This is a genomic window from Spirosoma gilvum, from assembly GCF_054776815.1.
On the sequence record NZ_BAAHBH010000001.1, the window covers coordinates 119867 to 133033 of the forward strand.

At 45.5% G+C, this 13167-nt stretch carries 10 protein-coding genes; 5 read left to right on the plus strand and 5 right to left on the minus strand.

Annotation, left to right across the window (positions count from 1 at the left end; genetic code table 11):
• Positions 1-31 precede the first annotated feature (31 nt).
• Together ACYVFD_RS00485 and ACYVFD_RS00490 are read right to left on the minus strand one after the other, a co-directional pair.
• Positions 32-1267: an alpha/beta hydrolase-fold protein gene (locus ACYVFD_RS00485; protein ID WP_461087431.1), complete on the minus strand. Its 1236-nt coding sequence runs from the start codon at positions 1265-1267 to the stop codon at positions 32-34.
• A gap of 152 nt (positions 1268-1419) precedes the next feature.
• A complete protein-coding gene (locus tag ACYVFD_RS00490) occupies positions 1420-2181 on the minus strand; it encodes a TssN family type VI secretion system protein (RefSeq protein WP_461087433.1) in 762 nt (253 codons plus the stop codon).
• 162 nt (positions 2182-2343) lie between these two features.
• On the opposite strand from ACYVFD_RS00490, the gene ACYVFD_RS00495 reads away from it, so the two are divergent.
• From ACYVFD_RS00495 to ACYVFD_RS00510, 4 genes are all read left to right on the plus strand, one after another.
• The gene (locus ACYVFD_RS00495) at positions 2344-3177 is read left to right on the plus strand and encodes an SdiA-regulated domain-containing protein (RefSeq protein WP_461087435.1); all 834 of its coding nucleotides are present in this window, start codon (positions 2344-2346) and stop codon (positions 3175-3177) included.
• 123 nt (positions 3178-3300) lie between these two features.
• A complete protein-coding gene (locus ACYVFD_RS00500; protein ID WP_461087437.1) occupies positions 3301-4179 on the plus strand; it encodes a bifunctional 5,10-methylenetetrahydrofolate dehydrogenase/5,10-methenyltetrahydrofolate cyclohydrolase in 879 nt (292 codons plus the stop codon).
• Between the two features lie 947 nt (positions 4180-5126).
• Positions 5127-5477: a hypothetical protein gene (locus ACYVFD_RS00505; RefSeq protein ID WP_461087439.1), complete on the plus strand. Its 351-nt coding sequence runs from the start codon at positions 5127-5129 to the stop codon at positions 5475-5477.
• Between the two features lie 548 nt (positions 5478-6025).
• Positions 6026-8983, plus strand: coding sequence for a glycosyltransferase family 117 protein (locus ACYVFD_RS00510; protein WP_461087441.1), 2958 nt, complete (start codon positions 6026-6028; stop codon positions 8981-8983).
• Positions 8984-9056: 73 nt separating this feature from the next.
• Here ACYVFD_RS00510 and ACYVFD_RS00515 read toward each other — a convergent pair whose 3' ends face one another.
• The 3 genes from ACYVFD_RS00515 to ACYVFD_RS00525 form a co-directional block, all read right to left on the minus strand.
• Positions 9057-10133, minus strand: a complete 1077-nt coding sequence (locus ACYVFD_RS00515) for a winged helix DNA-binding domain-containing protein (RefSeq protein ID WP_461087443.1) — start codon at positions 10131-10133, stop codon at positions 9057-9059.
• 18 nt (positions 10134-10151) lie between these two features.
• Entirely contained in the window at positions 10152-11750 is a 1599-nt protein-coding gene (locus ACYVFD_RS00520) for a Na+/H+ antiporter (protein WP_461087445.1), read from the minus strand.
• Positions 11751-12033: 283 nt separating this feature from the next.
• Positions 12034-12210: a hypothetical protein gene (locus ACYVFD_RS00525; protein WP_461087447.1), complete on the minus strand. Its 177-nt coding sequence runs from the start codon at positions 12208-12210 to the stop codon at positions 12034-12036.
• A gap of 340 nt (positions 12211-12550) precedes the next feature.
• Between ACYVFD_RS00525 and ACYVFD_RS00530 the strand changes: the two genes are divergently transcribed.
• Positions 12551-13153: a hypothetical protein gene (locus tag ACYVFD_RS00530; protein ID WP_461087449.1), complete on the plus strand. Its 603-nt coding sequence runs from the start codon at positions 12551-12553 to the stop codon at positions 13151-13153.
• Positions 13154-13167: the final 14 nt, after the last annotated feature.

Consider the following 13167-nt stretch of genomic DNA (forward strand, 5'->3'; position numbering starts at 1 on the left):
GATGCAATCGCGGACGAGCAACAACGAGCCGTTATTTAGGTTTCAGTAAGGCTTCCAGCTTTTGTCGTGATTCCGGATTCTCTTTCAGGGACAGGGCTTTCTGGAATTGTACGATAGCGTTTTTAGGGTCCTTGCGGGCCATGAAATAATCGCCGTATGAATCATACACATTGAAGCTGTTGGGGTAATTGGCAATGTTAAGCTTAAACAAGCTTTCGGCTTTTCGGTACTGCTTACTGTTGAGCGCATTGTATCCCTGTGCATTGATCTGTCCTTCGGAAGGGCTGATCGTATACCCCATTTGTTTCGAAACCCGCGCATAATGGGCTGCGTATTTGTCGGCCAGGGCCGTTGTAGTATCGGTGAAGTCCTTTTGGTTAAGTTTCAGGTTGTAGGATTCAAAAATGAACCGTAGTCCATCGTATTCGGTAATGAGCGGGGCCGAGCTATGGGTATCGTCGGGATAGTACTTGCTCCTGTAGTTTAGTCCGTTTTGTGGGTTGGCTTTAATATGCTTGTCTAGCGCGAAAATGGAGCGTATATGCTGATTGGCAGCCGCTGTGTCTTTGGGTAGTTTAGCCAGTGTCATACCCTCATTCATCGTATTGGCAATGCCCAGATAGAGTGTCTTTCCCGTAAATTTCTGCGTACTCAAGGCCTTATTGGTGGTTTTCAGAAACGTCATGTGGTCGTACCACATGCTGGGGTCGATGCAGATGTACGAATTGAACAGGTTGGGGCGATTGATCAGTGCATTCATCACCGCCAGACCACCAAACGAATGGCCAATTAGCATTCGGTAGGGTTGCGTCGGGTACAGCGAGTCGATATGAGGGACCAGTTCCTTCTCAATGAACGACAGAAAGTTGTTTCCTCCTCCCGAAGGTTTGGCAAAATCGCCACCCATAAATGGAGGATCGCTGTCAACATGCGTAGGGGTCAAATCCCTGGTTCGGTTGGTATTGGGAATGCCAACGACGATCATCTGCGGACAAATCATATTACCATTGACCTGGCTAAGCTGTTCGATCATCCCGACAACGGATGAAAAATGGGCATCACCATCGAGCAGATAAACTACCGGATAGCGTTGTTTAGCAAAGACATCACCCCCTCCACTTTCGGGGACGTACACCCAGATTTTTCGCTTTTCATTCAGAATGCTGGAGCGAAGACTATCGATTTTGCCGATGGTAATCTTCGCACTTGATTGTGCTTTCGCGCCGATAGCAAGCACGACGAAGGCTAGTAAGAAAAAGGACTTCATAGGGTAGGGTATGTGAGCGTTTACTGCAAGTTAACTAAATAATGCCCAGGTTCTTATGATTGGCTAAGGCATAGTAAATTAGCCTAATCATAACAACCTGAGCATTGGTAAACGTTGCGAATTTTAAAGTAGCCGATACGTAAACGAGCGAATCACTCGGCTCGCATGGCTACGATTGTGGCATTGTCGATCAACTGATTTTGCGAAAAATCAACTGCGGGGTCGTAATACACCGAGCGCTGCCACCAGGCCGTTTTTTTTCTGAATACCCAGCCATAAGGTCGCCCAGCCGCGTCGGTATACTGAATCGGGCTATTGGGCGTACGTTCGTTATAATCGTTGATAAAGACCAGAAACAAATCGCCCAGCGTCATCGCGACCGGCGCTTTGGCTTTAAAATTGGTGTAATTGGTATCGGCAGGAGTTTTCAGGAATTCAAACTGAATCACAAGAATCTTCGAAAGATCAAGCAAATCCAGATCTGGCATATCGCCATTAATTGGATAGTACCATTTTTTGTAATCGGCAGGAGGAATCTGTATGAAATACTGGTAAGCCTGAACGACCAAAAACGGGATAAGGAACGGAATCAGACTGGAAACAAACGGCCAGCGGCTGCCGAGGTAGCCGGTTTGGGAATATAGTACGAGCGCAAAGCCGATACCTACCAGTAGAATCAGTAATGTGGTAATGAACCCGAGTCCGAATGTCGTCATCAGGTTTGGCGCAAAGCGGGGGCTTAGCCATACATGCAGGATACCAATTCCTAACGCCAGAACCTGGACCAGAATGAAATATTGCTGAAAATTAGTACTTTCTAATGTGCCGGCATAACTAATTGCCCCCAGCAGCAGGCCAATCACCAGGCCGTAAAGAATCCCCGGATAACGTTTTACGGAAGCTAAATTGGGCATTACAGGTAAATCGTATTAATCGTGGTGGAGCGGTTTTGGTTCGTATATGCAATATGGTCGAAATTTTGAAAGAACACACAAAAAAGTCAACGAAGGGCGGATAAAACTGCAAAGGATTAGAGGAAATGCGCATTTTTGTCCCGCTTACTATTTTTATCGACTATGAATCGTCTGCTGATCGGTCTGTTGCTTTTGTTGACAGCCTGTGGTCCTTCTTCAAAAAAGACTGACAAACCCGAAGCTGAACAAATTGAAGCACCTTTCCGGCTTCCTTATCAGCTCAGCAAACCCGCTGAGAATTATACACTTCCCAAAGAGCTAAAGGAAATATCGGGGCTGACTTATTTTAAGGACGATAAATTGCTGTGTGTGCAGGACGAAGAAGCGGTCGTCTACGTGTTCGATACGAAGAAAGGCAAGATAACTAACGATTTTGGCTTTGGCGGTTATGGCGATTTTGAAGGGATTGAGTACGTCAACGATGAGGTGTATGTGCTCGAAAGCAACGGCAATCTGTTTCGGTTTGAGCCTGAATCGAAGCAGATTGGCCGAACAAAAACGGATTTGCCCGAAAAAACGGAGGTTGAAGGGCTGGGTTATGATCCTAAAACAAAGCGTTTGCTCATTGCGGTTAAAGATGGGAAAGGCTCAGCCGATAAAGCCGTTTATTCATTCGATCTGCTGAATAAAGCGGTATTTAAGGATATGAGTCTCAATGATGAACAGCTTAAAGCGGCCGGTATTGAGCCTAAAACGTACAAGCCATCGGGCATTGCGGTTCATCCGATAACGGGCGATTGGTACATCCTGACCTCGGCTGGCAAGCGATTGGTTATCACCAGCCGTCGGGCAAAAATCAGATACTCCGAACCCCTCGATCCGAAATTGTTTCGTCAGCCCGAAGGCATCTGCTTTGCTCCCAACGGCGATCTGTATATTGCCAGTGAGGGCGATGGCAAAAAAGGCTACATCCTGAAGTTTGCTTACAGTAAGTAGGTTTACGTTCAGTCTGCTCACCTTTACTGATTACCAAATAGCGTAAACTATTCTTTCGACTTGCTGGTGAATACTGGATAAGGTGGTACTTTCGCACCGGATTTTCAGACTTTATTAATTCATATGCAACTGTTAGACGGTAAATTCCTGTCTGCTCAAATAAAACAGGAAATTGCGGCCGAGGTCGCTCAGATTCGTGAGCAAGGCGGCAAAATTCCTCATTTGGTAGCTATTTTGGTTGGAAACAAGGGAGCTTCCGAAACCTACGTAGCCTCGAAAATGAAGAACTGTGAGGAAGTTGGGATGCACTCCACGCTGATCCGCTTCGATCCGTCCGTTTCAGAAGATGAGCTTCTGGATAAAGTTCGGGAGGTGAATGAAAACCCGGATATGGATGGACTAATTGTGCAGTTGCCGCTTCCTGATCATATCAATCCCGACCGTATTATGGAAACCATAAGCCCTGCCAAGGACGTAGATGGTTTTCATCCGATCAATATCGGTCGCATGGCGAAAGGCTTACCCGCTTACATTTCGGCTACACCACAGGGGGTGCTGGAAATGATCAAACGCTACAACATCGAAACGTCGGGCAAGCATTGCGTAGTGGTGGGCCGGAGCCAGATTGTCGGGCTTCCCATGTCGATCCTGATGCAGCGAAATACATACCCCGGCAACTGTACCGTTACGCTTACACACAGCCGTACGAAAAACCTGGCTGAAATCTGCCGTTCGGCCGACATCCTGGTAGCTGCGCTCGGTAAGCCTGAGTTTGTTACGGCCGATATGGTTAAGGAAGGTGCTGTCGTAATCGATGTCGGTCTGGAACGTGTACCCGATGCCAGTAAGAAAAGCGGCTTTGCGCTAAAAGGCGATGTGAAATTTGACGAAGTAGCGCCTAAAACGAGTTTTATTACACCTGTACCGGGTGGGGTCGGGCTGATGACTATTTGCTCACTCATGCAGAATACATTGAAAGCTGCGCGGGGAGACGTGTATTAATACAAAGTTGCGCCCTACACTTTCTTGTGTAAATCAACACGAAATTCCCACATATACTACAGGTATAACCGACGAGATTAATTATCCCGTCGGTTTTTTTATGACGCTTAAGGCCAGTGAATAATTGACGGATTACTATCTTTTATTAGGTAAAGCATTGATTGTAAGTTATTTATTGTAAATCATTGCTCTTGTTCGGCCAGTTAATTCGTTAACCTTCTCTTTATTCCTTTTCCTTTCTTGGGATGCGTCAGCACTGCTTAGCTGATTCGTTAGAAATACTGGTTCCAGAGCAACCAGTTCTTACCCTGTCTATTACGTCGAAGCTCATAGAATTTGAGTATGGCCGATGTAGGGGCAAAGCAGCCGAGTACGCCATCGAGTGTTTAATCAACTGAATAGATCGCAATTAATTGATAGGCGTACGCCTGAAGATAGCCTGCATAATTTAAATAGATACGATTTGTAAAGCGAGAAACTACACCTGGAAACAGTTTGCTACTCGTTCCATTTCAATTGATCTGAAATTCATAATCGCCTATATAGAAATTGCAATAGATTGTGATTTTAATATAGGTGATTTCTTTTTAAAGTATATATATTTTATTATAGCTTGATTATTTTTATTAGAGATCTGTGAAAATAATTAGAAAAACTTCTTTCTTTTATTTTAGGAGATTTCCAAATACTTGATGAAATTTTTACTATATATTTATTAAATTTTTAAATAAGTTTTGATCTATATTTGTATGATATTTATAAAAAATATATCAACCACATTAATATAATTCAAACAGAATATTTTGGAATACTATATAGTTTAATTTTAATAATTACGCTTAATAAAAAAATAAGTAATTGTTAAAATAGTAATAAAAAATATATGGAGTTATTGGTTTTATTTGTATAGTTAATCAAAAGAAAAACGCTTCGCACCCTCGCTATTTATGAAAACAATTCAACAATTAAAGTCGAGCTCAACGGCTAATCTTTTAATGGTACAAGAACTTATTAATCAGGAGTTAATTCGCAGGCAGCAGCGAACGCTAGCTATTGATGAACGTTTGAAAATCCGTGACTTACCGCTGCGAGCTGTAACACGGTCTACGCTTCTTTTAGATGTGAAAAGGCATATCGAAACAGCAGGATCAGTTGATAATTTAACAATTCAACATTTGTTATATCAACTGCCCCCTGACTACTGGCACTCTTTCGGTAAATCGTATCCAAAATATTATTTAGAATTGAAAGATGCATTGCTACAGAAAAAAATAGACCTAAGATTATTAGTTGAATAGCTGCATTTACTATAAACTAAAAAAGGTCGATTAAGCCGGCCTTTTTTAGTTTATAGATTTTTTTAGGTAAGTTAATAGTAATTGAGCTTATTAGTTAAAGTATGTAAAATTATTATTTTAATAAAAATATTAATGATTACTAGTAATATTTAGAATAAATTTTGATAATTGCTTAATGAAATAATTATTTAAATTAAAAATAGTTTTTACTTTTTCAAGATAATTATTAACTGTTTAATTGGGAATATTTTGATATATAAAATAGGATTTATTGTGCGTTGAGAAAATATTTTGCAAATCTTTTTAGTTTACCTTCTTTTAGCTACCGAAAAATAGTTTTAGGTATAAGTTCAGGAGGAAATTGGCTGCATTACCACATATACAAAATGAAATACTACCATTTCGAAATGCCGGATAGCACTTTGCTCATTATAGCATTAACAAACTTTAACAGCCTCGCATGACCCGCCCGGACCGCTTTTTATGTAATTTTGATCCGGTCTGGAGACCCTCCTTACACAAAAAGTAATTCGTTAATCTTCATTTGTATGCAATCTTTTAAACGCCTGAACACCCTGACAGGCTGGTTCGTATTTGTTGTTGCACTGGTTACCTATGCAATGACCGTTGAACGAACCGCTAGCTTTTGGGACTGTGGCGAATTCATTGCGTGTTCGTTCAAGCTTCAAGTACCCCACCCGCCTGGCGCTCCCTTTTTCCTCTTGCTGGGACGGCTGTTCTCAATGCTGTCGTTTGGCAACCTGACCAATGTGGCGTACTGGGTCAATATGGCGTCGGTACTGGCTAGTGCCTTCACCATTGCTTTCCTGTTTTGGACCATCACGATGCTGGCCCAGAAACTGCTGGGGAAGTCTGAAAATGACTACTCAACGGGCGATACGCTGCTGGTTTTGGGGACAGGGGCCGTTGGGGCGATGGCTTACACCTTTTCTGATACGTTCTGGTTTTCGGCCGTCGAAGCGGAGGTATACGGGATGTCGTCGTTTTTTACCGCGATCGTCGTATGGGCTGCGTTCAAATGGGAACGTATCGACGATGAAGCAGCCGCTAACCGCTGGCTCATTCTCATCGCCTATCTAACTGGCCTTTCAATTGGCGTTCACTTGCTGAATCTGGTGACGTTGCCCGCTCTAGCCCTGATTTATTACTTCAAGAAGCAGTCGAAACCTACTTTCTGGGGTGGTGTAATAGCCGCCGGAATAGGTCTGGTCATACTGGGAATTATCAATGCTGGCATTATTCCGGGCTTACCGGGTATGGCATTTGCTGTAGAGCGGTTTTTTGTCAATACACTCGGATTGCCATTTACGTCAGGCGCTAACTTCTTTATTGTTGTCTTTATTGGGGCTATCGTCTATGGAATTATTTGGTCGGCACGCCAAAAGCGGGTTATTCTTAATACAGCGCTATTGGCATTGGCGTTTGTGCTGATTGGCTACGCTTCGTACCTGCAGGTGTTGGTACGGGCCGATTTTAATCCACCAATTAACGAAAACGATCCGAGTGATGAACTGAACTTCCTATCCTATTTGCGTCGAGAACAATACGGAAGCCGGTCGCTGCTGTATGGGCCGGTGTTTACGTCACGGCCAATCGATCAGAAGCGCGGAGCGCCGATGTGGAAAAAAGAAGGGAGTAAGTACGTTATTTTCGACTATCAACCCGAATATGTTTACGCGCCGGGCGACGAAATGTTGTTCCCACGGGTATATAGCAGCCAGCAAAATCACCCAGCTCTCTACCGACAGATGCTCGGATTGGCTGAAGGACAGAAACCCACTATGGGCGATAATCTGAAGTTCCTATTTAATTATCAACTGGGGCATATGTGGTGGCGGTATCTGATGTGGAACTTTGCCGGACGAGAAAGTGATGAGGAAGGCGCTGGTTATCTGCTGCCCTGGTCGTCGGACAATGGCACTCCTGACCTGCTGAAAAACAACAAAGCCCGCGATAATTTCTACATGTTGCCTTTTGCATTAGGCTTGTTTGGGATTGCCTTCCAGTATTTCCGTCGCCGACGCGATTTCCTGATTGTTGGGCTGCTTTTCCTATTTACGGGTATTGCCCTCCAGGTATTCCTGAACTCACCTCCAACTGAGCCGCGCGAACGGGATTATATCTACGTTGGTTCGTTCTATTTCTTCGCCATCTGGCTGGGACTGGGTGTTATGGCGCTGGCCGAAGGATTACGAAATACCCTGAAATCGGATGTCGCTCGCAACGGTGTAGTGGCTGGGCTCTGTTTGCTGGTACCGCTCATGATGGGCGCCAAAAGCTGGGATAACCACAACCGCGATCACCGATACCAGTCCGTCGACTTTGCTAAAAACCTGCTCAATTCCTGCGCACCCAATGCCGTACTATTTACGGGTGGCGACAACGATACCTTCCCACTCTGGTACGTTCAGGAGGTAGAAGGCTTCCGGCGCGATGTGCGGGTGTGTAACCTGAGTTTGTTGGGTACCGAATGGTACATCCAACAAATGAAACGCAAAACCTATGAGTCGGAAGCGCTGCCGATCTCGCTGGAGTTTGACAATTTCAACAAGGGCAAAAATGACATTGTGCCGTTTTATGAAGTGCCTGGCGTGAAAAATGGGATTGACCTGAAACAGTATATTAACCTCATCAAGACCAACAACCAGGCGATTCAGGTACCGCTGACTAGTGGCGATATGACCAGTATCCTGCCCTCGTCGGTGCTGTTCCTGCCCATCGATAAAGCATCGGTCGATCAGGCTAATTTCGTTCCAGCCAACCTCCGTCCGTTGATGAAAGATACCTTGCAGTGGACTATCGGCAAAAAGGATCTCTACAAGCCTGACTTGATCATGCTCGATATTATTGCAACCAACAACTGGAAACGGCCAATCTACTTCTCCAGCACGCTGGCCAGCGATAACTACCTGAGTCTGAAGAACTACATGCAGCTCGAAGGGTATGCGTATCGGCTGATGCCGGTGGCTATTCCGGGTGCGACCGATGGGTACGTAAACTCCGACATTATGTACACCAACATGCTGAAGAAAACTTTCTGGCGGGATTTCGATAACCCGAACACCTATTACGACGAAACCTACAAAGGACCACCAGTTATTTCGGCCCGGATTGCCTTCTTCCGATTGGCCGACCAGCTAATGCGGGAAGGAAAGAAAGACAAGGCTCGGGAAGTACTCGATTACTCGCTACGGGTAATTCCGGATAAGAGTATTCCGTACGACCAGATTTCGTCGAACTATGTACGGTTCCTATTTGAAGTGGGCGATACCAAGAAAGCACTTGAAATTGCCGAAACGATGGCTGCCCGTGCCGACCAGAATCTGACCTACGATAAGAGTGGAATGGGTAACCGATTCGGTAGTCCTGACTCCGATCTGTACATTCTGCAAACGATTGTCGAAGCCTGCAAAGATGCTAAGCAATCGGCTGCGGCCAACAAATACGAAGCCATCTTCCAGAAGCACATCAATGCTTTCGGTTGATCGCTGGTCGTAAATCAACAGAGTCCGAATCATTTTCAACTTCCCGAAAGTTCAATACTTTCGGGAAGTTTTGTTAGTAGGTTAACTCAGCCGTGTAGTTTAAAAACTGCCCAAACCCGGCGCTGGCTTTTTCTAGTAGAGACAATATCAATGGCGTTGTCGTTTCAAAAAAGCTGGGTTCCAGAACGACTTTGTCTTTTTTTATGGTCCGTTTCCAAAGCCCTATAACGGAACCGTTGTAGACAATAATTGGGCTGAATATGCCATTAGCCGAAATAGCCTGTTTGTGCGCGTCGGCAGTCAGCACAGCGCTTCGGTCTTTATAACTGACCGTGTACTCATCGAAAGACGGCAATAAATAGAGCGATTCATGTCTTGATGCAGAGACATGCCGGGATGGGTCGAACCAGTAGGTTTGTGAGCCTATGGTTTCTGATGCAAAGCTGGATTGAATCGACATCAGCGCTCGTCGGGCATCGGTAATCGGCAGTCCCGACCACCAGACAAAATCCGCTAACGTGGCTGGTCCGTGACTGGTAAAGTAGGTATGAGCCAGTTTCGCCAGCCCTTCCTCTCGTTGTAGGGGCTGAGGTTTGGGAACACGTTCCTGCAATAATGCATACGTTAATTGCTTGCCTTTGGCTACTCCGTTACAAACGATTCCGTCCAGTTCTGCTTGCATCATCAGATGGGCCGATCGATTATTGTCTGTGGCAATGTTGGCTCGCTGGAGTTCAAGCATCAGTTCCGAACGGGTGAGGTAGCTATTGTCCAATAAGACTTTTTCAAGGATCGTATAGCACGTTGTCAGAACTTCCGATGTTATTTCCAGGTCTTTAAGCCGGGATCGTATCGAAGCTTTAACATGAGGAGCTGTCAGGTCGAGCAGCCAGTGAATATCCTCGGCGGCTACTACATGCCAGGTAGGCCGAAGCAGGTGCGTTCGAATTAATTTACCCGAATCAAGTGCGGCTGAGACTTCCTTTTCGGTAGTGCCGGGAAGCCTGACCCCAATGGCCCACTTAATCAGGTTAGCATCCTGCGCCTGCATAGCGCCCATCCAGTTAACCACCTCGTTTATCGTTGTAAACGTTGGTTGTGCAATCTGCTGGTTGTGTAATCGGTGATGGGCTATGGTCGATAAATCCATTGTGATTGCCGTTACGGGTTAGTGAATCGGATGATTAATTTTTTCTTCTTCCAGATCCATCCGGGCTTCTTCCTTCCGGATCACCTCATCATCGAATTCCTGAATAGTTCGCAACCGATGCAGCTCATCGCGTTTTACCTTGATAAGGTCGGTTATAACTCGATTATAGGTGTTGACTGCTTCCCCGTCGGTTTCCATCGAGTCCAGGTGCCGTTTCGTCTGATGCAGCTCGGTTTCGATTCGATTTTTGAGGTTATCAACCAGTTCATTGCTGGTCAATTCATCCGTATAATGTTCGTGAAGGTGTTTCAACGCGACTTTTAGCACTTTCAGGCGAATTCTGGATTCCTGTTCATCTTCCGAAATAGTGCTTTCATTATCACTCAATTTTACCCATCGAATTACTAATGGTAAGGTAAGGCCCTGAAAAACAAGGGTTACCAGAATGACTACGAATGTAATGAACAGGATCAGGTTCCGATGGGGAAACAGCTGACCGTTTTGTAAGGTGAGTGGAACCGATAGGGCCGACGCTAACGAAACCACCCCCCGCATACCGGCCCAGCCAAGGACAATAGGCCCTCGTAAACCCGGATTTCGCCGGGCTACGGTAATATATCGGCCAATAAATCGGGTGAAGTAGGAGGCCGCTATTGTAAAAACCATCCGGGTTATGATGATGACGCCACTGATCAGTAAAGCATACAGTATGGCTTCTGTTTTCGAATAACCGTCCAGCCCATTGATGATCACCGGCAACTCCAGCCCGATCAGAATAAAAACAATGCCATTTAGCGCAAATACGATGGTTGCCCACATACCCGTACCCTGTATACGCGAGCTATGGTTGAGAATAACGTGACTTTGGTTAGATAAAAACAGCCCCCCGCTGACAACGGCCATAACCCCCGAAACCTCGAACTCTTCGGCAACGATGTACATAATGTAGGGAGCCATAAACGTCAACAGAATACTGATGCGGGTGGTAGTTGGCAGCCAGCGATGAATAGCGTAAAAAACACAGGCTACGGCCAGGCCGATAACAATTCCCAGAACAGTAACCAGCACAAAATTGACAGAAGCTTTCTGCCAGACAAAGGTGCCGGATAAAACAGCCGCCAGTGCAAAGCGAAATACAACTAAGCTGGCAGCGTCGTTGACCAGGCTTTCTCCTTCCAGGATGCTAATGGCGCTTTTGGGAACATTAACACTTTTCAGGACCGACGTGGCGGCAACGGCATCGGGAGGAGAAATGATGCCGCCTAACAGGAAGCCCATCGCCAGTGTGAAGCCCGGCATCATCGTGCTTGAAACGTACGCTACCGCAAATGCTGTAACGATGACCAGCCCAAACGCCAGCACAATAATGATCCGTCGCCATCGCCAAAATTCCTTCCATGATGTGAACCAGGCAGCTTCGTAGAGCAAAGGAGGGAGAAAGATCAAAAAAATAAGCTCCGGGTCGATTTCGATGCGCGGAATACCGGGAATCAGACTGACTAGTAAGCCGCTAATAACCAGGAAGATAGGTGTAGGTACGTGTAGTCGCTGACCGACCATAACCAGTAGCGAAACAGCGAGCAATAAGGAAATACAAAGAAATAGTGTTTGGTGCATAAACGTACAGATACATAACGGAGTATACAGAACCAATTGGCAGGGGAGGCCAGGTTCATACGGGCATTAAAATTAACCGATAAAACGCAAATGCCGTGGGGATGGCAACGTAAAGGCTGACAATGTCAGCTAAACATTGAAACTCAATTATAAAGAAGGGTAAGTATAATCGATAGCGGAAAGAGCAAGCCGTACAGGCGATGGCACGACTAGAGTGTTTTTCCTACCCATTTGATCGAAGGAAAATCCGTGACAAGTCTTTGGGGTGATGTTTTCGGGTCAATTAATTAGGGCGGGCTATGTAGCTCTGCGTTGGACTCGAATGCATTCGGGTGTAGTGAGCAGGTTTGCTGGCGGAAATGGCCAGTCGGATCGCTTCCGATTGGCTGATACCCTGATCAAAATAGTATTTAGCCTGATCAATTATATCCTGGATGGTAGGTTTAGTAGGGTAGCTCATTTGATGAATAATAAATTTCGTATATAAATATGGAGGTATATGTTACTGAGTTAGACTTTTTTGTTTTGTCTATGTCACTCTGTGCTTAATATGTTTTATCGCATATTTACTAAGTGGTACCCTCAGCATCGACTAGGTAGCCGCCTACGTCAGACTGGGTGAAAGAGTTACCAACTGATAACTAGCTGTAATTGACTCTCCTGTACATACTATTGTCGACTAACTGCCTCCCATTGGCGTTTTGCTACTTGTTATAAAGTCTGGCTTGTTCATGGCTAGACGAACGGCCACTTTTGGGCTACCAAACGACCATATATACGGTCCGCAAAACAACATCTACATGAACAACTGTTTTTCTCTGCTGGCAATGGCTCTTGTTCTGCTGGCTACATCGGTCCAGGCTCAGCCTACCCCTAACGACTATTTACAGGTGCCTGGCCCTATCCTTTTTAAAGGAGCACCTTATCATCTGTCGTGGAGCTCACATCCAAACCCGACTTTCTACAAACAGGAGTATATCAGCAAAGGCGACAACCCGAATGCATTCAAAACGATGATCATGCTGGATGTGGTGACTGGTCGCTTTGACCTCAATGAAGTAGTTGCCTCGAAAGTAGCCGAGATTAGCCAGCAAAATGGCCCCAATCCGCTGGTTAAATACCAGATCAGCAAACACCCTGCAACAGGGGAAATTCTACTCGACTTTGTGCTGAGTCAACCTGCTGCGGATGGTCGGTCGCTGCAAATTGTCGAACGAAATGTGTATCGGTACAAGCCATTTACGAGTGCCACAGGCCAGCGGGGAATTCTCCTGTTTGGGGTTAGTCAACGTAGCTATGGCGCTGATACAGGCCAATTCATTGCTTCGGTTAAACGGAACCGGGCCGACTTATCGACAGAAGTAGCCCAATACAAATTACCCTCAGTGTCGATGTTGCGGTAAACACGAATTACAAG